Origin of the sequence: Rhodothalassium salexigens DSM 2132, assembly GCF_004341375.1 — a bacterium.
Lineage (GTDB): Bacteria > Pseudomonadota > Alphaproteobacteria > Sphingomonadales > Rhodothalassiaceae > Rhodothalassium > Rhodothalassium salexigens.
Map to the genome: position 1 here is coordinate 252,568 of NZ_SLXO01000003.1, position 22,699 is coordinate 275,266.

Here is a 22,699-nt window from a genome sequence, read left to right on the forward strand (position 1 = left end):
GGCCCGGCCCTCACGACCCGGCGAAACGCAGGAGCTTGATCGCCTCGCTGTCGGTGACCGCGCCGCCGACGCGCTTGGTGGTGTAGAAGTGGACGAACGGCTTGTTGGTATAGGGGTCGCGCAGCACCCGCGTGCCCAGCCGGTCGGTGATCGTGTAGCCGCGGCGGAAATTGCCGAACGCGATGGCGTCGGCGCCGGCGGCGATCTCGGGCATATGGGCGCTTTCGACCACCGGGAAGCCCAGCAGGCCCGCCGGCTGCCCGGCGTCGAGCCCCGGCGACCACAGATACTGCCCGTCGCCGTCCTTGATCTTGCGCACCGCGGCCAGCGTGGCGGCGGTCATCATGAACGCGGCCTCGGCCCGGTGGCCGGCCTTGAGTGCATAGACCAGGTCGAACAAGCGGTCGGCCGGCGCGTCGGTGGCAAACCCGCCGGCGGTGCCGGTGGCCAGATATTGCACGGTGCCGAACGCGCGCACGCTGTCCTTGGTCCCGCTGGTCGGCTGGTCGAGGAAGCCGCGCGGCTTGTTGGCGCCGTCGCCGGCGACGAAGGCGGCCGACTCGCGCTCGGCGAACTCGTCGGCCAGGTCGTCGGCCAGCCACGCCGCCACGTCGAAGAAGGCGTCGTCGAGCATGGTCTGGGTGGCGGCGGGGTTGGCGTAAAGCTCGCCCAAGGGCGGCGCCACCTCGGCGAAACTCGGCGCCTCGGTCTCGGCGCGCGGGTCGGTCTCGCCCACCCAGCCGGACACGGCGCCGCGGTCGCTGATCAGCTTCTTATAGTCGCCCGAGCCGATCTGGACCACGGTCGCCACCTGGCGCACCGGCGAGATGGCGCGCAGCCGCCGGTCGATGGCGCGGTCGAGTTCTTCGGGCACGGCATAGCCGCCGTCGGCGTCGCTGTCGGTGGCCAGCGCCTTGAATTCCGGGCGGGTGAGGTCGGTATCGCGACCGCGCCGCACATAGCCCTCGAAGAAGGCGTGCGCGTGGGCGCGGCCGGCGTCGTCGCCGGGCGCTGCGGGGCCGGCGAGGGCCGGGCGGCTGGCGGCGTCGGTGACGCTTTTCAATTCGCGGTCGAGGCGGTCGATTTCCTGGCTCAGACGGCCGAGCTTGGCGTCCACGAGCGCGTCCGTTTGGCCGCGCAGGCTGCGCTCGATCTCGGCGCGGTCGTTGGTCTGCTTGAAGGCTTCGAACGCCTGGCCAAGCCGGTCGACGGTGGCTTTCACTTCGGCCATGGCGGGTCGGTCGCTAAGGGGCGGGGTCGCGCTGGTCATCGCTGGCTCCTCAAGGTGGCAGGGGTCGGTCGGTCAAACGGGCATGGTGGTCGCGGCGGTCAGGGGCTGTCAGGGGGCGGTCATGGCCCGTTCGAGCCGGGACAGGCCGGGCAGCAGCCCGGCGACGCTGTCTTCGGGTGCGCCGGTCTCGGCGAGTTCGGCGAATTCGGTGGTCTCGGCGGTGTCGGCCGGCGGCCAGGGGCCGAGCCGGTGGACCCGCGCCAGGCGCTGCATGGGGAAGGTCACCAGCGACACCTCGATCAGGTCCACGTCGGTCAGGATGCGCAGGCCGGTGGCCGGGTCGCGGCCGCTGTGGCGGGCGCGAAAGCCGATCGACAGGCCGTCGAGCGCGCCGACCCGCAACAGCGCCAACGCCTCGGCGCCGGGGCGCAGCGCCCGCATTACCCGGGCGCGCACATGCAGGCCGCGGGCGTCCTCGCCGAGGGCGAGGATGGTGCCGACCGGTTGGGTCGGGTCGTGCTGCCACAGCAGCTTGACGTCGCGCGCGGCGCGGTCGGCCAGGCTGCGGGCGAAGGCGCCGGGGCGGATCAGGTCGCCGCCGTCGTCGGCATGGTCGAAGATGCTGGCATAGCCGTCGATCACCGCGTCGCCCGGGGCGTTCGATGCGGCCTTGCTGGCCGGGGCGGTCGGGGCCGTCGGGGCCGTCCAGATCGGCCAGCGGCCGGGCCGCCGACTGTGGCGCGCGACGTCGAGACGGATGGTATCCATGGGGGCTCTCCAAGGCGGTGGCGGCCCCGAAAAAAGACCGGGCGGCGCCGGCGAACCGACGGCCGCCCGGCCAGGGGCACGCGAGGGGAACCGGGTAAGGCGCGGGGGCGGCGCGCCGGGCCGACGCGGCGCCGAGGTCAATCGGCGTCGGGCGGCGTGCCGGGCAGGCGGTCGCCGCCTGGCAGCGGGTCGAGGCCCAGTTGCGCGCGTTGTTCGTTGACGGTCAGGAACGGCGCGGCGGCCACCCGGCGCCACAACGCCTCCTGGTCGGCGGCGAGCGCCGGCAGGGCGTTGCGGTCGGCGGCCAGGGCCAGCCGCTCGCCATACCAGCCCGACAGCCAGCGGCTCAGACTGTCGAGCGTGCGCGCGACCAGCGGCAACAGGGTCAGCCGCCAGAAGGCGCGGTTGGCCTCTTGATAATTGGCGTAGGTGTTGTCGCCGGGAATGCCCAGCAGCATCGGCGGGACGCCGAAGGCGAGCGCGATGTCGCGGGCGGCGGAGTGTTTGAGTTCCATGAAATCCATGTCCGCCGGGGTCAGCGCCATGGGCTGCCATTTCAGCCCGCCTTCAAGCAGGAACGGCCGGCCGGCATTGCCGCCGCCCTGATACTGCTCGGCCAGTTCGGCCTTCAGCCGTTGCACCTGATCTTCCGACAGGGTCGCCGGGCGGCCGTCGCCGGGGTCGAACACCAGCGCGCCCGAAGGCCGGGCGGCGTTGTCGAGCAATCCCTTGTTCCAGGCCACCGCCGCATTGTGCACGTCGACCCCGAAGGCGGCGGCGTCCAGCGGGCTGAGGCCGTATTGGTCGTCCAGGGGGTGATAGGTCTTCAGGTGCAGCACCGGGCGCCGGCCCCGGGTTTCGGCCACCGGCAGGCGGCGGGTGCGGCCGTCCACCTGATAGTCATAGGCGCGCGGCCAGCCCGCCGGCCCCGGCACCACCCGGACCCGGTCGGGACGCAGCGGGTAAAGCGCGCGCGGCCGGCCGTCGGCGTCCGCCATGGCCTCGATGAAGGCGTTGCCGCCGATCTGCAACTGGGCGTGGACGGTCTCCAGGAACGCGGTGCCGCCGGTCTGCGGGTTCGGCTCGGCCAGCAGCCGGCGCACCGGATGGTCGTCGGCGGCGCGCGTGGTGCCGGCGCTCAGCGTCAATGGCACGGCGGCGGCGCATTCGGCGATCAGCCGGACGCAGCGATGGGCGACCACATTGCGGCGATAGCCTTCCTCGGCCAGGCGGTGGTAGGATCGCGCGCCCCAACGGGCCTGCGACGACAGCAGCCAGGTGGCAGCCCCCGGCGCCGGGGCGAGCGTCTTGGTGTGCGCGGCGGCTTGCGCGGCGGCGGGCGGCCGGTTTGGCCCCGGTCGGCGCCGGAACGGGTTAAACGAAGCCATGGGCAGGGTCCTTGTGCAGCCCGGCGCGGTGCGCCTTGACGGCGCCGGCGGGGCGTGCTCCACGAGGGGACAAAGCTGGGAGACGGATGAGCATGGGCAAATCGGTGCATTGGGCGGCGATGGTCGCCGGGTTGACGGTGGCCGCGGCGGCAGGCTTGACGCCGGCGTCGGCGCAGTCTCGGACCACCGCGGGCGGCACGTCGGTGGATCTGTCCGAGGCGATGGACTGCGGGGCGCCGCCCGAGCGGCCGGCCGCGTTGCCCGACGGCGAGCGGGCGACGGCGGAAGACCTGCGCCAGGCGCGCCAGCAGGTGTCGCGCTATTCCAAGGCGGTGACCGCGTGGCTCAACTGTCGCGACCGGCGCGCCAAGGTGGTGTTCACCTTCATGACCGACGAACAGAAGGAACGCTGGAACGAGGACCTGGACGCCATCCACACCCGCCGGGTGGCGGTGGAGCGCGAGATGAACCAGGCGATCCGCACCTTCAACGACCGGCTGGAACGCGAACAGCGCGGCGGCACCGGCTAAGACGCGGCGCCGGGTCGGGCGCGGCCCGTTGCCGCTCCTGCTCCTATGGTTAAAGGCGCCGGACCTGCGGGCGGCCGCCGGGGGTCAGCATCAACTCGGTCAACGCCCAGACCAGCGCGTCGAGCCGGTCGGGGCTGGTCTCGCCCGGCTGGCCGGTGAACCGGCACATCTGGTCTTCCAACTCGGGCCAGGCGCCTACATGGGCCACAAGCCCGCGTTCGTAGAGGGCGGCCACCGGCTCGGCCCGGGCGATCTTGCCGTGGCTGGCGCGGACCGGGCGATAGGCGGTCTCGGGCGCCATCTGGCGCACCAGCGTTTCCACCAGATCGCCGCCATTATTGACCTCGGCAACCAGCCGGTCGGCGTCGTAGCGGCCATAAAGCGCCAGCGCCCGGGCCATCCAGGTGGCCGGGCTGGCGCGCGCCAGGGTGGCGTCTTCCAGCACATAGGCGCGGCCATCCTCGCCCAAGGCCGCGATCACGATGCCGCAGGCGTCCGAGCCCTTGTGGCCGGTCACCGGCGGGTCGACCGCCACCACCGTGCGCCGACATGAACCCGGCGCCCGGGCGACGCGCTGATCCTCGATCAGCGCGCGGGTCCACAAGGCGCCTTCGGCATCTTCCAGAATCTCGCCGCCCAATTCCTGTCGGCCGATCCGGGTGCGGCCGTACTGGCGCTCCATTTCGGCCAGAAACGGCCTGGCCAGATGGGCCCGGTTGTCCAATGTGCCGCCGCGCGTCACCACCGTGTTGGGGTCGTTTGCCAGCCGCTTGAGCCAGGCCAGGGGCCGGGGCGTGGTAGTGGCCATGACCCGCGGGGCATCGCCCAAGCGCAGGCCCATCAGCAGATTGGCCCAGGCGACATCGCCGGCGGGCCATTTGGCGATCTCGTCGGCCCAGGCCAGATGATGTTGCGGGCCGCGCAACTGATCGGGCTCGGCGGCGGCGAAGATCTCGGCCACCGCGCCATTGGCCCAGGTCAGCCGGCGCCGCGACGGCTCGAAGACCGGCCGGCGGTCGGGCGGGCTGCACGCCAGGATGCCGCTGTCGCCCTCGACCATCACGCCGCGGACATCGGCCCAGGTCTCGCCGATCAGCGCCAGCCGCCGGCCGGCGGTGCCGGGCGCGGCGGTCAGCGGGGTCGGCCCTTCCATCTGCGCGCGCACCCATTCCGCGCCCATGCGCGTCTTGCCGAAGCCGCGCCCGGCCAAGACCAGCCAGCAGAACCACGGGCCTTCGGGCGTGCGCTGGCCCGGTCGTGCCCAGAACGACCAGTCATAAAACAGCGCCCGGCAGTCCTCGGCCGGCAGTTGGGCGAGCACCGCAGCGCGCCGGGACGATGGCAGGCGCGCCAGCTTTTCGGCCGGCGAGGCGCCCGGGCCGGCGTTGCGACCGGTCATGGGGTGTCGTCGTCGTCCGGGCCGGCCAGTCGCTCGCCCATGGCGTCGAGCACGGCGCGCAGCCGGTCGCGCGCGGCCGCCGCCTCGTCCTCGGCCGTGGGCGGGCCGGCTTCGCCCTCGGCGTAGCGGCCGGGCCGGTGCGCCTTGAGCAGAAACATGCCCACGCTGTCGGCATAGGCCTTGACCGCGCCGACCGGCTTGCCGGCATAGAACACCGGCTTTTCGGTGCCGGCGAGCGCGCGCTGGCGCAGGGCAAACTCCAGATCGTCCAGCGAGTCGTCCATCGCCGCGGCCCAATCGGCAGCGAACTCGGCGTCGCGGGCCTTCAGCCGGTAGGCCGAACGACGCGGCATCTCCGCCGCCCGGGCCGCCGCACTGACATTGCCGGTGCGCCGGAGCACGTCCAGAAAGACGGCGCGGCGCTGTCGTGTCCAATTGGATCGGGTCAAAGGCTCAGGCGGCAGAAGCGGCGTTGACGGGCCAGCGGCTCAATGGTGGACGCGTGTATCGACCATGTCTGATGTGATATCCCAAAGCGTCACGCTTGTCAATCAAAAAGTGCCGATATGGTTATTTTTGGCTGTTCGGCCGTCATAATGGTCGGCGGCCCGGTCGAGCGCCAGGCCGAGCACCAGCTTGCCCGACCGCACCGGCCAGTGGAGCGCGCGCTCGGCCGCTTCCAGTCCCTCCAGATAGCAGCAGACCCGCACGGCGATGTCGGCGAGGCCAGGCCCCATGGCGTCGAGGGCGCGTTGATAGCGCCGGCGGGCATCGATCTGGCGGTCGGTGGGGTCGCCGGCGCGCGGGGCCGGGCGCCGCCCGCGGCTCGGCGGCAGGGGGGCATAGCTGCCGGTGACCCTTGGCGTCAGCCCGGCCAGGTCGAAGTCGGTCCGGAGCCGGTCGCCGGCGGCCACTTGGCGTTCGGTCAGCAGCGGCTGGCCGCCCTTGGTTTTGCGCCGTGCCAGCGCTTTCAAGGGCGATTCGGTCAGATTGACGGCAACGGTCCGCCGATCGCCGGGTTCGACCGGGCGATGTACCACCACCCGGTGCTGCGCGGCATAACCGTCAACGTCACCGGACGCCCGAGCGCGGGTGCGGGCGAGCAGCGCGGCGCCAGCAGCGCTGGCGACAACCCGGCCGTCGCGCTCCGCCAGCAGGCCACGGCGCAGCAGTTTTTCCGCCACCGATGCCGGGACGCTCAAACTGCCCAGCCGCAGGCCGCCGTCCACGCTTCGTTTGCCATTGGTGGCCTGCGTACATTTCCGCAAAACCCGAAGCTCGAAGCGGCTTAAGGGAGCAGAATCGTGGTTCATCAGCCTTATTCCTGACTATTTGTGCCAATATGGTTATATCTCTGTTTGACCGGTTTGGCAAAAATATTTTTCCGAGCGACGATATGGGTTATTCTTGATGCCAGGGCGCCCTGCGACAGTCAGAAAACGGGAGATAGAGCGATGATTCATGCCCGCATCCGCGAAATCCGCAAAGCAAAGGGAATGACTCTCCAACAGGTTGCCGAGCGGGTGCGCCCGCAAGCCACCACGGCCCAGACCATTGGTCGGCTGGAAACCGGGGCGCGGGCCTTGACGCTCGACTGGGTGGACAAGATCGCCGTGGCGCTGCAGGTGGACCCGGCCGATCTGCTGGCCCTGCCCGATGACGGGGATTTGCTGGTCAACGCCAATGTGGGCGCCGACGGGCGCGTGCGCGAAAGCCAGGAGGGCGTGGTGGCGCTGCGCCTGTTCGCCCATTCGCCGATCGCGCTGCGCGTTTCGGTCAATCTGGGCCAGTACCGCGATGGCGACACGGTGGTTTGCGAAACCGTCGGCGAGGGCGATGCGGATGCGGCGCTGGGGCTCGACTGCTATGCGGAAGACGCCGACGGCAACCGCTATTTCGCCAAGCTGGCCCCGGGGAGCCGGGCCGGGTGCTATAGCCTGCTGCCCTTGTCGCCCGGCGGGGTGCTGCACCAGGACATGGCGTTGACCCGCATCGCCCCGGCGGTGACGTTGATCCGGGAGTTGTCCCGCTAGAGACGCTCTGGCCCGTTGACCGGATCGGCGGGCCGCGCCATGGTGAGCCTCATTCATTATAAGGGGAGGGGCGCTCATGTTGCCGCAACGGGATGTCTACGACAGCGATCATGCGGTGTTTCGCGATTCGGTGCGCAAGTTTCTGGCTCAAGAGATGCACCCGCACCAGGACGCCTGGGCCGAGGCCGGCACGTCGCCCAAGGCGTTCTGGCGCAAGGCGGGCGAGGCCGGGCTGCTGTGTCCCCAGGTGCCCGAAGCCTATGGCGGCCCGGGCGCCGACTTTCGCTATAATTGTATCGTTGACGAGGAAATCGGTTATGGCGGTGCGCCGATTGCGCTGTCGGTCCATTCCGACATCGTGGCGCCCTACATTTTGAACTACGGCTCGGAAGAGCAGAAACAGACCTGGTTGCCGCGCATGGTGTCGGGCGAGACCGTGGCCGCGGTGGCGATGACCGAGCCGGGGACGGGCTCTGACCTACAATCGATCAAGACGACCGCCGAGCGCGACGGCAACCACTATGTGCTCAATGGCCAGAAGACGTTCATTTCCAACGGCCAGAACGCCGACCTGATCCTGGTGGTGGCCAAGACCACGCCCGAGGGTGGCGCCAAGGGCACCAGCCTGATCCTGGTGGAGGCCGAGCGCGACGGCTTCAGCCGCGGTCGCAACCTCAAGAAGATGGGGCAGAAGGCAGCCGACACGTCGGAGCTGTTCTTCGACAATGTGCGGGTGCCGATCACCAATTGCGTCGGCAACGAGAACCAGGGCTTCATCTATCTGATGCAGGAGTTGCCGCAGGAACGCCTGGTCATTGCCGTGGCGGCGGCGGCCGCAGCCCAGCACGCCTTCGACATCACCGTGGACTATGTGAAGCAGCGCCAGGCGTTCGGCCGCGCGGTGGCGAAGTTCCAGAACACCCGCTTCAAGCTCGCCGAGATGAAGACCGACCTCAAGGTCGGCTGGGCATTCGTCGACCAGTGCATCGCCAAGCACATGGACGGCCGGCTGACCGCCGACGAGGGGGCCATGGCCAAGCTGTGGCTGAGCGAGATGCAGGGCCGGTTGGTGGACGACTGCGTCCAGCTTCACGGCGGTTATGGCTATATGATGGAATACCCGATCGCGCAGCACTATGTTGACGCGCGGGTGCAGCGGATTTACGGCGGCACCTCGGAGATCATGAAGGAACTGATCTCCCGGTTCATCTAACCCTTGGGAGAAACGCGGTGCAGCGGAAAGTGACGCTCCAGGCCAGGCTGGGGCGGGGAACGTTCTATTGGGTGTGTACGGTGCACGCGGATAGCGACGAGGAAGCCATCACAGCGGCCGAAAACCTGTTCATGGAAGAGGTCCGCTCCGGTCGCGAATGGGAGTTCGAGGACTTCGAGATCGACCCCGTCGGCTGAGCGCCACGGCCGCCCGACCGCCTTCGGTCGGGCGTAGCGTGGCCCGGCGGCCCCGCGCCGGTGACCCGGTTGGTCACCGGATCGGCGCGCTGCCGGTGACCCGGTGCGCTAGCTGACGATCTTCCAATTGCCGTCGGGCTGGCGGCAGGCCGTGCCATAGGCCTTTTCTTCGCGGCCGCCGACGATGATCATCTGTTGGAATTCGCGGCAATACTGGCCGTCAGGCCGCTGGTAGGTGCGGGTCGGCTCGATGCGGCCGCGATGGCCGGTATCGGGGTTGCGCCATGTGCTGGCATAGCCGGTGCGGTTGGTCTCCAGCGCGTATTGGGTCGTGCGGGCGTGCATCCGCTTGTCCTCGGCGTCGAGCGCGCTACCGACCGCGCCGCCCAGCAAACCGCCAATCAGCACGCCGGCGGCAATGCCCTCGGCGCCGCCATTGGCCGACGCCGCCAGCAGCCCGCCAGCCGCCGCCCCGAGCGCCGAGCCGAAGCTGGCCTTGGGATTCTCCTCGCAGGCCCCAAGTGCGGTCGCCATCGCGGCGCCCAGCAGCAGCCCCTTGGCGGTTCGTCCGGTCGTGCGCGGCGCGCACGGGCGGTGGGGCGTTGCGGTGGATCGTGTTTGAACGGTGCCCATGATGATCGGCCTCCTCCATAGCGCTGTGCCGCTTGCCCTTGTTAAAATAGGGCGGCGGTCGGGACGGGCAAGCCGCCGGTGCGGCCCACCGATCACCCTTCACCCTAAGGTCGACCGACCGACACGACCAGTCTAGCGCTGCCGTCTGAACGCCGCATTGCTATGATCGCCCGGTCGGGCTAAGCCCGGGGGCGACCGGCGTTGCCGTCGCTCCGCCCGTGCTCCGACTGTGCTCGGGGCCGCCACTCCCGGCCGCCATGGCGCGGTCACCGCCGCACCCCGGCGCCCCGGTCGGCGGCCCGCTATCGGTTCCAGGGCCAGCCCCCGGGGGGCGATGGCGCGTCGTCCGGGCGGCTGTGGCCGCTGGTTCCTTTTCCGCCGCCTGCAACCGTGTTCGACCCATGCCCCTTAGTCTGCGCCGCCCGCCTTGCCTGCTGCTCGACGACAGCCGTCGCCAACGGGGTCTGTTGTTCGCCGATCCGGTGGAGATCATTCAGGCCGACCGGCTTGACGCGGTCGTGCCGGCGCTAGAACGGCTGGATGCGGTGCTCGCCGATGGCTGTCATGCGGCCGGCTGGATCGGGTATGAAGCCGCTGCGGCATTCGAACCCCGCGTCGCTGCGGCCACCCGAGGGTTGCCGCCCGAACCCCTGGTCTGGCTGCTGGTGGTGCGCCGGCCCCAGCCGCTCGCGGGTCACGACCTGCATCGGCATCTGGCCGAAGCGCGTGGCGGCACGGCTCGTCACGGCGCCCTGATCGGGCCCGATCCGACGGATTTCGCGGCCTGGTATGCCGCCGGCTTTACCGGGGTGATGGAGCGCATCGCCGCCGGCGAGGTCTACCAAGCCAATCTGACCTTTGCCCCCTCGGTGCGGGCGACAGGCGATCCGCTGGCGATTTATCAGGCCCTGCGTCGGGCCCAGCCGACACCCTACAGCGCCTATATCGACACCGGGGCCTGGCGGGTGCTGAGCGTGTCGCCGGAATTGTTCGTGTCGATCCGGGGCGGGGATATGATCGTCCGACCGATGAAGGGCACCGCGCCGCGCCGACCCTGGGGGGCGTGGGACGATGCGGCTGCCGTCGCCTTGGCCGCCGACCCCAAGGCCCAGGCCGAGAACTTGATGATCGTCGACCTGATGCGCAACGACCTGTCGCGGGTGGCGGTCGACGGCTCGGTCCAGGTGGCGCGGCTGTTCGAGGTGGAACGGTATCCCTCGGTCCTGCAACTGACCTCCACGGTGCGCGCCGAGCGGCGGCCCGGGCTCGCCGCGTCGGCGCTACTCGGCGCGCTGTTTCCGTGCGGTTCGGTGACCGGGGCGCCCAAGATCCGGGCCATGGAAGCTATCGCCATGCTGGAAGCCGGGCCGCGCGGGGTTTACACGGGGGCCATCGGCCATTTCGCGCCCAATGGCGATCTGGCGCTGAACGTGGCGATTCGCACCGCGATCCTGGATCGGCAGGGGCGCGGCCGGTTTGGGCTCGGGTCGGGCCTGGTGGCCGATAGCGATCGCGGTGAGGAGTGGCGCGAATGTGCGCTGAAAGCGGCATTCACCCGGCGCGCCGGTCCGGCCGCCGAACGCGACGAGGCGCAGGATTTCGCCCTGATCGAGACCATGGTGTGGACGCCGGCCGACGGCATCGCCCTTTTGGACGGTCACATGGCGCGACTGCGCGCGTCGGCGCACCGGCTCGGCTTCGCCTGCGACAGTGCGGCGGTGCACGCGGCGATCAGCGACGCGCTGACCGCCGCCCTCGGCCCGGCGGCGGGCGCGTGCGGCGGCGCAGTTTCGGCATCGGATGGCGGATCGGCCCAGGGGTCTATGACGGGATCGGCCGAGGGGCGGATCTGGGCGGGCGTCCAGGGGAGCGCGGGCACCGGACGCCATAAGGTGCGCCTGCTGCTGGCCCGCGATGGCGCTGCCACCGTCACCGTCGAGCCGCTGGGTAATGACCCGCTGTGGCAACAACCGCGGGTAGTGTTCGCCGACCAGCCGCAACGCTCGGACAATCTGTTTCTCTATCACAAGACGACCCGCCGGGCGCATTACGACGTCCCGTTGCAGCATGCGCGGGCTCGCGAAAATGTGACCGATGTTTTATTCCTGAACGAGAGTGGCCAGCTGACCGAGGGGGCGCTATCGAACCTGTTCGTGGCGATTGGCGGGCGCCTGCTCACGCCGCCGCGCGAGGCCGGTCTGCTGGGCGGGGTGTTGCGCCAGATGCTGTTGACACGGGAGAGAAAACCGGCTGTCGAGGCACCCCTGACACCGGCCGATCTGGCGCGTGCCGAGGCGGTCTATATCGGCAATGCGGTGCACGGTCTGCGGCCTGTTAAAATCCTTCAGAAAAGTTGAACAACCGACCCGCGGCGTGTCCGGCGGTGCCGGGGCTGGTTGGCGTTTTGCTGCGGGTTTGGCGCTTATGCAATTATATTACAAAACTTTTCCCTTGGAATCCCGCAGAAATCTTGGATTATTAGGCGCCGATCGGTGTCCTGGAGGGGCCGCGACAAAGTCAATCGCTGCGCGGCATGGGCACAGGTTTCAGCTAAATGGCACTGGGGGGCTGCGATCGCGTGCCTTGCAACGCAGGGCGATTTGTGGTGTCCCTCGGATTGCCAACATAATAGGGAGTATGCGGGACCTCACCGTGGGATCTGATGGCGAGGCGGCCTCGTGGGCGCTGTTTGAGCGTGTGTGCGGCTTTGTTCATCGGCGTAGCCCTTCGTTGCTTCACCATGGGGGCGAACGCCCGAGCCGTCGGCTGCGCGCCTAGCTGGGCCTATGACGTGGCGGTGCGGGCGCTCCCTCAAGGACAATTTCGTGGGAAGACCTATGCAGCACTATCAAATCAAAAGACTATTAGCGGCGACGGCCTCGGTCGTGGCTGTCGCATTCATGGCGACAACCGCGTCGGCGCAAGAGTCCGAAGATGTCGGGCCGACGCCCGAGGAGAAGGCTCAGCGACGGGCCGCCGCGGAACAGCGCCTGGAACAGCGCACCGACAAGTTGGGGTCGATTTTCGACGAAGCTGCCGAACTCAACAAGATCGCCCAAAACGCCCAGGAAGAGATCAACGATCTGAGCAACCAGACGAGCCGCTTGGTCTCGGAATACACCCAGTTGCTCAAGCAGATCGAGGGCCTGAAGGCGTACAACGCTCAGCAAGAGCGTCTGATCCAGTCGCAGGAAGAAGAGAAGGCGGAATTCCGGGTCTCGATCCGCGACGTGCAGAGCGTGCGCCGGCAGATCACGCCGCTGATGCTGCGCATGGTTGGCGCGCTCGAGCGGTTCGTGGAACTGGACATGCCGTTCCAGCTCGACGAACGGCGCGAGCGGATCGCCGGTCTGCGTGACCTGCTCGACCAGTCCAATGTGGCGACGCCGGAGAAGTTCCGCCGCGTGCTCGAGGTCTATCAGATCGAGAACGAATACAGCCGCTTCCTGAACGCCTATGAGGGCACGCTGACCATCGGTGGCGAAGAGAAGGAAGTGAAGTTCCTGCGTGCCGGCCGCGTGGCGCTGGTCTACGAGACCCTCGATGGCTCCAGCGTCGGCTTCTACAACAAGAATACCGGCTCGTTCGAGCCGCTCGGCGACCAATACCGGTCGGCGATCGAGAAGGGGCTTGAGGTTGCCAACCAGCAGGCTTCGCCGTCGATCATCAGCCTTCCCGTGTCGGGCCCGGAGCAAGTGCAATGACTATGAAGAAGATCCTTTTCGCCGCGGCGATGGCCGCCGGCCTGCATGCCTTTACCGTGCCGTCGCTGGCCCAGGAGGCCCAGGAGGCTGAAGCCCCGGCGGCTCCCGAACAGCCGGTGCCCGAAAGCTCCGCCGCGTCGCTCGACGAACTGCTCCAGGACGTGGTCCAGGGCAAGCTGTCGGAATCCGAGATGCACCAACAGCGCGTCCAGGAGTTCCGTCAGCAGAAGTCCGAGCAGGAACGGCTGCTGCAACAGGCGCGCAATGAAAAGGCGCGGCTTGAGCGGCGCTCGGCCGACCTGGAGGATACCCGGGCCAAGAACGAGGAAGAGCTGATCCAGCTTCAACAGCAGCTCGACGAGGCCAAGGGCGAACTGCGCGAGCTGTTCGGCGTGCTGCAACAGGTCGCCGGCGATACCCGCAGCATTGTGACCGGGTCGCTGGTGTCGTTGCAGACCCGCGCCAAGGGTATCGATCGCGAACAAGCGCTCGCCGATCTGATCGAGAAGTCGAGCCGGGCGTCGTCGCTGCCGTCGATCGACGAGATCGAGGTGCTGTGGCAGGAGCTGCAACGCGAGTTGACCGAAAGCGGGAAGGTGACGCAGTTTGCCTATGACGTGATCAGCGCCGACGGCACCCGCGAACAGGTCGACCTGGTGCGTGTGGGCGCCTTCAACCTGGTCTCGGAAGGCAAGTACTACACCTACAACGCCTCGACCGGCGAAGTGATCGAACTCGGCCAACAGCCGGCGAACTATGTGGCGGGGACGCGCCAACTGGCCAATGCCGCGCCGGCCGAAACCGTGCGCTTCGGCCTCGATCCGACCCGTGGGCAGTTGTTGCAGCTGTTGATCCAGAAGCCGGACCTGATGGAGCAGGTCGACCAGGGTGGCGCCATCGGCTACATCATCCTGGCCATGGGGGCGTTCGCGGTGCTGATCGTCATCTACAAGGTGGTGGCGCTGCTGCTGACCCAGATGAAGGTGAAGTCGCAGATCAAGAGCGACCAGGCCAACACCAACAACCCGCTGGGCCGTATCCTGAGCGTCTATCAGGAAAACCGCTCGGTGGACGTGGAAACCCTGGAGCTCAAGCTGGATGAAGCGATCCTGCGCGAGACCCCGGCGATCGAGCGGTTCTCCACCTTCGTCAAGATCATCTCGGCGGTGGCCCCGCTATTGGGTCTGCTCGGTACGGTGACCGGCATGATCGCCACCTTCCAGGCGATCACCCTGTTCGGCACCGGCGATCCCAAGCTGATGGCCGGCGGTATCAGCCAGGCGCTGGTGACCACCCAATTGGGCCTCGTGGTGGCGATCCCGACCCTGCTGTTGCACAGCCTGGTGGCGGGCATGTCGCGGAACATCATCCAGATCCTGGAAGAGCAGTCCGCCGGCATTATCGCCCTGCACGCGGAGAAGGAGCGCGCCTGATGCTCGGCTTTGGAGAAGCCCTCTATGCGATCAGGCAGTTCATGGACCAAGGGGGCCCCGTGCTGTACGGGGTCCTCGCGGTCACCTTCGTGATGTGGACCCTGATCCTCGAACGGGTCTGGTACTTCGGCGTGGTCGCCCGCCGCGACATCGACCGGGCGCGCCAGAACTGGGAGCAGCGCCGGGAGCGCAAGTCCTGGTATGCGCACAAGATCCGCTCGGCGATGATCTCGGAGGTGAAGGCCAGCCTCAGCGCCAATGTGAGCATGATCAAAACCCTGGTGGCCACGTGTCCGCTGGTCGGTTTGCTCGGCACGGTGACCGGCATGATCGCGGTTTTCGACGCCATGGCGGTGTTCGGCAGCGGCAATGCCCGCGCCATGGCCGACGGGGTCAGCCAGGCCACCATCCCCACCATGGCCGGCATGGTCGCCGCGCTGTCGGGGGTGTTCATGAGCACCTTCATCGAACGGTGGGCCAAACGCGCGTCGGAACGGCTCGAAGACAGCCTGACCACCGACCATTAATGCGCAGGGTCGCGGCGGTGGCTCCACAGGGGCCGTCGCCGCGATCAAGATGAGACCGCCGATCGGTCCGGCCGTGCGAGACGGCCCAACGCGCTCGATAACGGGAACACTGTGATGCGAAAATTCGCTCGAAAAGAGGAAGAGGCGGAAGTCAACATGACGCCGATGCTCGACATCGTGTTCATCATGCTGATCTTCTTCATCGTGACCGCCTCTTTCGTCAAGGAAACGGGGCTTGATGCCAACAAGCCGCCCAACAACAATCAGCCGCCGGACGATCCGGACAAAAAGAATTGTTTGATCCGCATCGACAGCAACAATAATATCTTTTTCGGGGTGCGGCGCATCGATGTGTCGTCGATCCGTCCGAACATCGAACAATGCCGGGCCAAGAACCCCGAAGCCACGGTGGTGATCCAGCCCGAAGCGGACACCCACACCGGCTATATCGTGCGGGCGTATGACGAGGCGCGGAAGGTGTCGCGCGATATCCCCGTATCGCTGGCGGACCCGGCCTAAGCGCCGCCGCCGTCCCGCCGGCCGAGGAGAAATGCCATGAGAAAACACGCCCAAGAAGACGAAGAAGATACCGAAATCAACATGACGCCGATGCTCGACATCGTGTTCATCATGTTGATCTTCTTCATCGTGACCGCGACCTTCATCAAGGATGCCGGCGTCGATGTGCGCAAGCCAACGGCGGATACGGCGGAGAAAAAAGACAAGGCGGCGATTCTGATCGCGGTGACCGATACCGACGAGGTCTGGATCAACCGGGGCGAGGTTGAGGTCGATGCGGTTCGCAGCGAAGTTGAAAAATTGCACGCCGAAAACCCGCGTGGTACCGTTGTGGTTCAGGCCGATACCGCTGCTAAGGCCAAGCTGGTGCTTGACGTGATCGAAGCCGCGCGCGCCGCCGGTGTGCCCAATGTCGCCCTTTCCGCGGAGACGTGATGATGGTTGCCCGTTATGGAATTGCCCTGCTGCTGGCCAGCGCCGTCACGTTCGGCCTGTTTTATCTGATGCAGAGCCTGGTGGTGGACCAGGACGCCAAGCTGGGTGAAGACGATTCCGTGCGCCTGATGGACATCGTCCAGCCGCAGCGCGAGGAAAAGGTCCAGCAGAAAGAACGCGAAGTCGAGAAGCCGCCCGAGGTGAAGGACCCGCCGCCTGAGATGAAGATGGAGGTCAACACCGACGTGAGCGCCGATGCCGGGCTTGGCAACTTCGACGCCGACGTGCGGGTGGACACCCAATTGTCGACCGGCGCGATCGGCGCGCCGACCGATGGCGAGTATCTGCCGATCGTGAAGGTGCCGGCCCAGTATCCGCGCCGGGCGCAGGAGCGCGGTGTCGAGGGTTGGGTGATGCTCGAATTCACCGTGACCAAACAGGGGACCGTGACCGACATCTCGGTGATCGACGCCGATCCCAAGGGCTATTTCGAGCGCGCCGCCAAGCGCGCCGCGGCGAAATGGAAGTACAAGCCCAAGGTGGTCAACGGCCAGCCGATCGCCGTGACCGGGGTGCAGCACAAGGTGACCTTCGAGATGGCCGACGGCGGTCGCCGCTGAGGGTCGGGCGACGGGCGGCGCGGTTGGGTTGACCGACCGCGTCGCCTTCGACGCGCGCTTGAGCTTGGTCTTTTGCCGCGTCGGTCGCCTCGGTGGTCCGGCTGTGAAGATCGCGGTGGTCGGTCGTCGACACGCCGCACGGCCATGGCGAAACCCGGCCACCGTCAGGCAAGCCAGATCCGCCTTGGCGCCAAGGTGCACCCAGCGCCGCCCGGGGACCGCGGGGAAGGTTCAAACAGGGATATTTTGTGAGACAGACTATGGCAAAAAACGCGAACGCTCCGTTTTCCGTGCGCCTGTCGGCGGCACTGCTCGCGGGCACCTTCTTGGCCGTGGCGCCCATGCCGGTCGGCGTCGGCCCGGATCAGGCCGCCGAGGCTTTCCAGCGGACCCGCGACGACGACGACGAGCAGCGTCGCACACGCCGGTCGCAGACCTTGAGCCAGCGGGTCTATGAGGAAGTCACCGAGGCCAACGCCAAGTACGAAGAAGGCGAAACGGGCGAAGCCTACAAGCAGATCAACAAGCTGCAGGAAAAGGCCGAAGACCTGTCCGATTACGAGCGGGCTTTTGTCTATGTGACGCTGGCCAACTGGGCGTACACGGAAGACGATATCGATAAGACGATCCAGTATTTCGAGAAGGTGCGCGAGCAGGCGGGCGCGCCGCGGTCGTTCCTGGATCAGGCGACCTACAATTTGTCGATGATCTATCTGGGGCAGGACAAGCCGGCCAAGGCGGTCGATTACATGCTCCAGTACATCGAGACGCAGGAACGCATCACCAGCGTCACCCCCTACATCATTCTGGGCCAAGCCTATTACCAGCTCGAGGATTACGACAAGGGGATCGTGAATGTGGAAGAAGCGATCTCGATCGCGCGGGGGTTGAACCAAGAGGTCCGGCGCGACTGGTGGCAGCTTCTGCGCGCCATGTACTTCTCGCAGGATAATTACGAGAAGGTCGCCGACATTCTTGAGATCATGGTGGTCGAGTATAACGACCCGTCCGATTGGCGGCAGTTGTCGGCGATCTATGGCGAGTTGGAGCGCCGCGAAGAGCAATTGGCTGCGCTTGAGGTTGCCTATCAACAGGGCTTCCTGACCAAGGGCTCGCACCTGAAGAATTTGGCGCAGTTTTATATGTTCTTCGAGGTGCCGATCAAAGCGGCCTGGGTGCTGGAGAAGGCATTCGAGGAAGACAAGCTGGAGCGCGATGGCGACAATATGGAGTTGCTGGGCCGCGCCTATCTGATGGCGCAGGAAACCGGCAAGGCGCTTGAGCCGATGCGGCAGGCGGCACTGGAAAAGCAGGAATCCGATGCGTGGCGCACGCTTGGCCAGGTGCTGATGGGCGAGCAGGAATGGAAGCGTGCGGCCGATGCCCTGGAACGCTCCATCGCGCTCGGCGGTCTCGACAATCCCGACCAGGTGCGCATGGTCCTCGGCTCGGCCTATGTGAAGTTCTTCGCGTTCGACAAGGCCGAAGAGGTGCTGAAGGAAGCGCGCAAGAACAAGAACTATCGCAAGCGCGCAGACCAGTGGCTCGCCCATGTGAACGAAGAGCGTGAGCGCGCCAAGTTCATCGACAAGTATCTGGGCACCAACTACGTGTCGAACCAATAGCGGCGACCGGTGACCTAGGATCGTCGAAACCGGTTACCCAAGACATGTCCGGAACGGCCACCCCACCGCGGGGTGGCCGTTTTTTGTCGGTCGCAGTCCGGGGCGCCGGGGGCAGGGGAGAGCCAACCGCGCACACGGTGCCACCCACCGCCAAGGCCCGGCGGGTCGGTCTTGCATCGATGAAAGAGATGGTGCCCCCGGCCCGAGTCGAACGGGCACTCCCCGAAGGGAACCAGATTTTGAGTCTGGCGCGTCTACCAATTCCGCCACGAGGGCTGCGGCTGTGCGGCTGACCATAACGCCCCTTGCCGTGGGGTCAAGAGAGCGTTTGGCAATTGCGCGCAACGAGGGCCGTTGCTAAGCCGTCCTGGCGTCTCGCGCGGTCAATACCGGGGAAAGGGTGGTATGTTCCGAGGACTGTACGACTGGACCCTTGACCGGGCCGGGCGGCCCGCCGCGCGCTGGTGGTTGGCCGGAATCTCATTCGCGGAAAGTTCCTTCTTTCCCATCCCGCCCGACGTGATGCTCCTGCCCATGGTGTTGGCGGACCGGGCGCGCGCCTGGCAGATCGCCGCCATCTGTACCGTGGCCAGCGTCGCAGGCGCCATGGCCGGCTATCTGATCGGCGCGCTGCTGTTTCAATGGCTGGGGCAACCGCTGCTGGACTTCTACGGCTATCAGGACGCCTTCGCCCACGCCCGCGGGGTCTTCGACACTTGGGGGCTTTGGGCGGTGTTGATCGGCGGGCTGACCCCGATCCCGTTCAAGGTGGTGACGATCGCCGCAGGGGTGTTCGGGTTCGATCCGGTGCTGTTCATCGTCTCGGCCTTGATCGCGCGCGGATTTCGGTTTTTTGTAGAGGCAGCCCTTCTGTGGCGCTTCGGCCGGCCGATCCGCCGCTTCGTCGAACGCCGTCTCAACGTCTTGGTGACCGCCGGCCTGGCTTTGCTGATCGCCGGTTTCGTCGTCCTCAGGGGACTGTAAATGACCCGCTTGGTTTCGTTTTTCCGGACCTATCCGCTTGGCGTGCTGTTGGCGCTGATCGCCGCCACAATCGTTGCTGTCATGGTGATGGAGCATGGGTTTGGGTATGCGCCCTGCAAGATGTGCTATTGGCAGCGCTGGGCGGTCTATGCTGCCGGCGGCGTGGCTCTGGTCGGCCTGGTAACCGGGCGTGTGGGGGCCGCTTTGCCGGCGATCGCGGGGCTGTTTCTGGTTGGCGGTGGCATCGGTTTCTATCAGATGGGCCTGGAGACGGGCTGGTGGCCGGGGCCGTCGTCCTGCACCGGCTCCAGCCTGAGCGACGATATCGATGCGGTGATCGCCAACCTCAACGCCGCGCCGGTGATCTCCTGCGACGATGCGGCGCTGACCCTGTTCGGTTGGTCGCTGGCCGCGTACAATGTGGTGTGGTCGGCAATGCTGGCCGCGCTCACCCTGTGGCTATGGCGTGCATGGAGATGATCCGATGACCGAGACGGTTGGCAAGCCCACCCCGCCCGCGACCGACGCCGAAAACCAGCCGCGGCCGCTGCGCCCGCTGCCCGGCGACCGGCCGCTGTCGGAGGAAATCAAACGGATGATCCGGGTCGATCATGCGGGCGAGTATGGCGCGGCGCAGATTTATGCGGGCCAGCTTGCCGTGCTCGGCCACCAGCACCGGCTGAGCTCACAGATCCGCCACATGAAGGAACAGGAACAGCGCCACCTGGACACCTTCGACCGCCTGGTGATCGAACGCCAGGTGCGTCCGACCGCCGTGCAGCCCTTGTGGCGGCTGGCCGGCTTCGGTCTGGGGGCGGCCACCGCGTTGATGGGCGAGCGCGCCTTGATGGCCTGCACCGCCGCGGTCGAAGAGGTGATCGACGACCATTATGCCGACCAGGAGCGCATGCTCGCGGGCCAGGACGCAGATCTCGCCGCCACGGTGGCCGAATTCCGCGCCGAAGAAGCCGAACACCGCGACATCGCCATCGAGCATGGCGCCGAACAGACACCCGGCTATGGCCTGATCTCGGGCGCCATCAAGGCCGGTTGCAAGGCCGCAATTTGGGTGTCCAAGCGCCTGTAAGCCGAGGTGCCGGCGTCGGCGCGCGGCCGCCGGGCGGTCGCTCTCAGGGCTCCAACTCGCTGTCCCAATAGAGATAGTCGCGCCAGCTTTCGTGCAGATAGTTGGGCGGGAACTTGCGGCCGTTTTCGATCAATTGGCGCGAGGTGGGCCGGTAGGGCTTGATCCGCGTCTGCATCTGCGCCTCGGCCGGGGTGCGCCCGCCCTTGGCCAGATTGCACGGCGCGCACGCCGTGGTCACATTGGCCCAGGTGGTCTTGCCGCCATAAGCGCGCGGCACCACATGGTCGAAGGTCAGGTCTTCGCCGCGGCCGCAATACTGGCAAACGAATTCGTCGCGCAGAAACAGATTGAACCGGGTGAAGGCCGGATACTTGGCCGGCTTGATGTATTTCTTGAGCGAAATGACGCTGGGCAGGCGTAGCTCCAGCGTCGGCGAGCGCACCGTCCGTTCATACTCCGAGACGATGTTCACTCGATCCAAAAAAACCGCCTTCAAGGCGGTTTGCCAGTTCCAAACGGAAAGCGGGAAGTAACTCAGCGGCCTGTAGTCCGCGTTCAGAACCAACGCGGGGCAAGCCTCTGGGGAAGGAAGGGAACCGTGTTGCATCGCCATACCGTCGCCCTGTCATAACCGACATTCGGGCGACGGCTGAGGTGCCAACCCACCCGCGCCCGCAACGCTTTTACAAGATACAGCGTTATATCTTTATGACAATACCGTATCTTCCCGGCGCGGTCGCGCGATGGTGCGGCGCTTTGGCTAGAAATTTTCCGTCAGAAACGACTCCAGAACCAGCCAATATTCCTTATGGTTCGGCGACTTGCGCGGGATCAGCGCAACCGCGCCATGGGCACCGCGACCGTCCGGGTGCAGGCCGCGGCGGCTCAATTCGTCGGGCAGCGCGTCATAGATCGGCTTCCAGGCGCGGCTTTCGCTCTGCATGCCGGTGATGAACACCGGTTGGTCGATGTAGCGCGCCGCCGCCACCAGGTCGATCTTGCCGCGGAAATAGTCGCCCGGCGAAAACGCCACCACGCCGTCGATCAGGTCGCGGTGCCGGCTGGCCAGATAGAGGCTGAGCGACGCCGAATAGGACGACCCCCAGGCGACCACCCGGGCGCCGCGCAACTCGGTGTCGGCATAGCGAAGCGCGGCCAGCATGTCGGGGATGGCATCGCGATAGCCGGTGTCGAGCCCGGCGGCTTGGGCGCGCCGGGCGGTCTGGTTGTCCACATCGGCGTAGCGTTCGCCGGCGCGCAGGTCGACGGCGAGGGCGGTATAGCCCTTGTCCGCCAGGCGCGGCGCGATGGTGCGATATTCGCCACGGCTCGACCGGGCCTGGTGGAACAACACCATGACCGTGAAACTGCGGGTCTCGGGTTCGTAGAGGTCGGCGGTGATGTCGAGCCCGTCGTCGCCCGGGATGGTGATGGTGCGATAGGCCGGTTGGCTGTCATCGGCCGACGGGGGCGGCGGCACATCTTGCTGGGCCCAAGCCATGGGCGCCCAACCGGCGGCCAACGCCGCCCCGGCCAGGGCGAGCCGGCGCAGGCCGGCGGCGGTGAACGAGCGGCAGGTCATGAAAGCACCTCCTTGAGGAAGTCGAGCCCCTGGGCCAGACCGTCGGCGCCGATGGAATGGGGCACGTTCTGGGATAGATGGTGGCGCACGGTGACGCCATTGGCTTCGAGCGCGCCTTTGGCCTCGAACATCAGCGGGAAGGGCAGCACCTCGTCATGGGTGCCGTGGATCAGGAGCACCGGCGGCCGGCTCTGAATCTCGTGGCGCAGCGCCGCCGGCGCGCCGAGACAGCCCGAAAAGCCCAGAATACCCGCCGGTTCGGTGGTCCGGCGCAGGCCCACATGGAGCGCCATCATGGTGCCCTGGCTGAACCCGGCGAGCACCAGGCGCCGGTCGTCCAGATCGAAGCGGGTCAGGCTGTCGGCGACGAACCGGTCGAGCGTCGGCCCGGCCTTGACCACGCCGGTGTCGCGCTCGGTCGGGTCGAGACGGCTGAGCCCGAACCATTGATAGCCGCCGGGCGCGCCGGGGCAGGGCTCGGGCGCGTTGGGCGACAGGAAGGCGGTGCGCGGCAGGTGCGGGGCGAGCTGTTGTGCCAAGCCGTGCAGATCCTGGCCGTTGGAGCCGTAGCCATGGGCCAGGATGACCAGGCTGTCCACCGTGTCGGGCACGATTTCGGGGCCGGTAAGCGGGCTGGTGGGGCTGTCCATCAAGGTCTCCTTGGTCCATGGCGTGGTCGAGAGAATGACGCTAAACAGTTGAGGTCGCATTGCAACCGGTCAAGCCACCGGCCGGTTCGCGCGGCCCACACCCAGTCGGGCCGCAAGCCCGCGCGAGCTTGGCCCTGGCCC

At 67.1% G+C, this 22,699-nt stretch carries 24 protein-coding genes and 1 tRNA gene; 14 read left to right on the forward strand and 11 right to left on the reverse strand.

Annotated elements, in window-relative coordinates; all coding sequences use genetic code 11:
* Nucleotides 1–10 precede the first annotated feature (10 nt).
* The 3 genes from EV659_RS05755 to EV659_RS05765 all read right to left on the reverse strand — a co-directional run bounded on the left by EV659_RS05755 (nucleotide 11) and on the right by EV659_RS05765 (nucleotide 3,387).
* Complete coding sequence (locus tag EV659_RS05755; RefSeq protein ID WP_200287656.1) at nucleotides 11–1,270, reverse strand: phage major capsid protein; 1,260 nt, start codon at nucleotides 1,268–1,270, stop codon at nucleotides 11–13.
* Between the two features lie 69 nt (nucleotides 1,271–1,339).
* Entirely contained in the window at nucleotides 1,340–1,999 is a 660-nt protein-coding gene (locus EV659_RS05760) for an HK97 family phage prohead protease (protein WP_132707897.1), read from the reverse strand.
* A 137-nt stretch (nucleotides 2,000–2,136) separates the two neighbouring features.
* Entirely contained in the window at nucleotides 2,137–3,387 is a 1,251-nt protein-coding gene (locus tag EV659_RS05765) for a phage portal protein (RefSeq protein ID WP_132707898.1), read from the reverse strand.
* 86 nt (nucleotides 3,388–3,473) lie between these two features.
* Here EV659_RS05765 and EV659_RS05770 point away from each other — a divergent pair, with 86 nt between their 5' ends.
* Nucleotides 3,474–3,917, forward strand: coding sequence for a hypothetical protein (locus EV659_RS05770; RefSeq protein WP_132707899.1), 444 nt, complete (start codon nucleotides 3,474–3,476; stop codon nucleotides 3,915–3,917).
* A 49-nt stretch (nucleotides 3,918–3,966) separates the two neighbouring features.
* Here EV659_RS05770 and EV659_RS05775 read toward each other — a convergent pair whose 3' ends face one another.
* The 3 genes from EV659_RS05775 to EV659_RS05785 all read right to left on the reverse strand — a co-directional run bounded on the left by EV659_RS05775 (nucleotide 3,967) and on the right by EV659_RS05785 (nucleotide 6,629).
* Nucleotides 3,967–5,316 (reverse strand): DNA-packaging protein, encoded by a 1,350-nt coding sequence (locus EV659_RS05775; RefSeq protein WP_132707900.1) that lies wholly within the window; start codon nucleotides 5,314–5,316, stop codon nucleotides 3,967–3,969.
* Nucleotides 5,313–5,669, reverse strand: coding sequence for a hypothetical protein (locus EV659_RS05780; RefSeq protein ID WP_132707901.1), 357 nt, complete (start codon nucleotides 5,667–5,669; stop codon nucleotides 5,313–5,315). Before EV659_RS05780 ends, EV659_RS05775 begins: the two co-directional genes overlap by 4 nt.
* 198 nt (nucleotides 5,670–5,867) lie before the next feature.
* Complete coding sequence (locus tag EV659_RS05785; RefSeq protein ID WP_200287652.1) at nucleotides 5,868–6,629, reverse strand: DUF6456 domain-containing protein; 762 nt, start codon at nucleotides 6,627–6,629, stop codon at nucleotides 5,868–5,870.
* A 141-nt stretch (nucleotides 6,630–6,770) separates the two neighbouring features.
* Between EV659_RS05785 and EV659_RS05790 the strand changes: the two genes are divergently transcribed.
* Nucleotides 6,771–7,349, forward strand: a complete 579-nt coding sequence (locus EV659_RS05790) for a helix-turn-helix domain-containing protein (RefSeq protein ID WP_132707902.1) — start codon at nucleotides 6,771–6,773, stop codon at nucleotides 7,347–7,349.
* Nucleotides 7,350–7,425: 76 nt separating this feature from the next.
* Entirely contained in the window at nucleotides 7,426–8,562 is a 1,137-nt protein-coding gene (locus EV659_RS05795; protein ID WP_132707903.1) for an acyl-CoA dehydrogenase family protein, read from the forward strand.
* A gap of 305 nt (nucleotides 8,563–8,867) precedes the next feature.
* Here EV659_RS05795 and EV659_RS05800 read toward each other — a convergent pair whose 3' ends face one another.
* On the reverse strand, nucleotides 8,868–9,392 hold the full coding sequence (locus tag EV659_RS05800) for an RT0821/Lpp0805 family surface protein (protein WP_132707904.1): 525 nt from the start codon (nucleotides 9,390–9,392) through the stop codon (nucleotides 8,868–8,870).
* A 401-nt stretch (nucleotides 9,393–9,793) separates the two neighbouring features.
* Here EV659_RS05800 and pabB point away from each other — a divergent pair, with 401 nt between their 5' ends.
* The 8 genes from pabB (at nucleotide 9,794) to EV659_RS05840 (ending at nucleotide 18,255) form a co-directional block, all read left to right on the forward strand.
* On the forward strand, nucleotides 9,794–11,749 hold the full coding sequence (pabB, locus tag EV659_RS05805; protein ID WP_165878751.1) for an aminodeoxychorismate synthase component I: 1,956 nt from the start codon (nucleotides 9,794–9,796) through the stop codon (nucleotides 11,747–11,749).
* Between the two features lie 543 nt (nucleotides 11,750–12,292).
* Nucleotides 12,293–13,096, forward strand: coding sequence for a DUF3450 domain-containing protein (locus EV659_RS05810; protein WP_165878752.1), 804 nt, complete (start codon nucleotides 12,293–12,295; stop codon nucleotides 13,094–13,096).
* Entirely contained in the window at nucleotides 13,093–14,529 is a 1,437-nt protein-coding gene (locus tag EV659_RS05815; protein WP_200287650.1) for a MotA/TolQ/ExbB proton channel family protein, read from the forward strand. The genes EV659_RS05810 and EV659_RS05815 overlap by 4 nt, the downstream gene beginning before the upstream one ends.
* Complete coding sequence (locus tag EV659_RS05820; RefSeq protein ID WP_132707907.1) at nucleotides 14,529–15,056, forward strand: MotA/TolQ/ExbB proton channel family protein; 528 nt, start codon at nucleotides 14,529–14,531, stop codon at nucleotides 15,054–15,056. Before EV659_RS05815 ends, EV659_RS05820 begins: the two co-directional genes overlap by 1 nt.
* A gap of 114 nt (nucleotides 15,057–15,170) precedes the next feature.
* Nucleotides 15,171–15,575, forward strand: coding sequence for an ExbD/TolR family protein (locus tag EV659_RS05825; RefSeq protein ID WP_132707908.1), 405 nt, complete (start codon nucleotides 15,171–15,173; stop codon nucleotides 15,573–15,575).
* A 36-nt stretch (nucleotides 15,576–15,611) separates the two neighbouring features.
* The gene (locus EV659_RS05830; protein ID WP_132707909.1) at nucleotides 15,612–16,010 is read left to right on the forward strand and encodes an ExbD/TolR family protein; all 399 of its coding nucleotides are present in this window, start codon (nucleotides 15,612–15,614) and stop codon (nucleotides 16,008–16,010) included.
* Nucleotides 16,010–16,630: an energy transducer TonB gene (locus EV659_RS05835; RefSeq protein ID WP_200287648.1), complete on the forward strand. Its 621-nt coding sequence runs from the start codon at nucleotides 16,010–16,012 to the stop codon at nucleotides 16,628–16,630. The genes EV659_RS05830 and EV659_RS05835 overlap by 1 nt, the downstream gene beginning before the upstream one ends.
* Before the next feature lie 260 nt (nucleotides 16,631–16,890).
* Nucleotides 16,891–18,255 (forward strand): hypothetical protein, encoded by a 1,365-nt coding sequence (locus tag EV659_RS05840; protein ID WP_132707910.1) that lies wholly within the window; start codon nucleotides 16,891–16,893, stop codon nucleotides 18,253–18,255.
* Between the two features lie 189 nt (nucleotides 18,256–18,444).
* Here EV659_RS05840 and EV659_RS05845 read toward each other — a convergent pair.
* Nucleotides 18,445–18,531 (reverse strand) — tRNA-Leu (locus EV659_RS05845).
* Between the two features lie 129 nt (nucleotides 18,532–18,660).
* Here EV659_RS05845 and EV659_RS05850 point away from each other — a divergent pair.
* From EV659_RS05850 to EV659_RS05860, 3 genes are read left to right on the forward strand one after another with little or no spacing between them, the layout of a single operon-like run.
* Entirely contained in the window at nucleotides 18,661–19,239 is a 579-nt protein-coding gene (locus EV659_RS05850) for a YqaA family protein (protein WP_132707911.1), read from the forward strand.
* Nucleotides 19,240–19,719, forward strand: a complete 480-nt coding sequence (locus tag EV659_RS05855) for a disulfide bond formation protein B (RefSeq protein WP_132707912.1) — start codon at nucleotides 19,240–19,242, stop codon at nucleotides 19,717–19,719. It abuts the gene before it with no gap.
* 4 nt (nucleotides 19,720–19,723) lie between these two features.
* Nucleotides 19,724–20,326 (forward strand): demethoxyubiquinone hydroxylase family protein, encoded by a 603-nt coding sequence (locus EV659_RS05860; RefSeq protein WP_132707913.1) that lies wholly within the window; start codon nucleotides 19,724–19,726, stop codon nucleotides 20,324–20,326.
* A 43-nt stretch (nucleotides 20,327–20,369) separates the two neighbouring features.
* On the opposite strand, the gene EV659_RS05865 is transcribed toward EV659_RS05860, so the two are convergent.
* From EV659_RS05865 to EV659_RS05875, 3 genes are all read right to left on the reverse strand, one after another.
* On the reverse strand, nucleotides 20,370–20,933 hold the full coding sequence (locus EV659_RS05865; RefSeq protein WP_132707914.1) for an HNH endonuclease: 564 nt from the start codon (nucleotides 20,931–20,933) through the stop codon (nucleotides 20,370–20,372).
* A gap of 153 nt (nucleotides 20,934–21,086) precedes the next feature.
* Nucleotides 21,087–21,908, reverse strand: coding sequence for a dienelactone hydrolase family protein (locus EV659_RS05870; protein ID WP_132707915.1), 822 nt, complete (start codon nucleotides 21,906–21,908; stop codon nucleotides 21,087–21,089).
* Nucleotides 21,905–22,558 carry an alpha/beta hydrolase gene (locus EV659_RS05875; RefSeq protein ID WP_132707916.1) on the reverse strand — a complete coding sequence of 218 codons (654 nt, stop codon included), beginning with the start codon at nucleotides 22,556–22,558 and terminating at the stop codon, nucleotides 21,905–21,907. The genes EV659_RS05870 and EV659_RS05875 overlap by 4 nt, the downstream gene beginning before the upstream one ends.
* Between the last annotated feature and the right edge of the window lie 141 nt (nucleotides 22,559–22,699).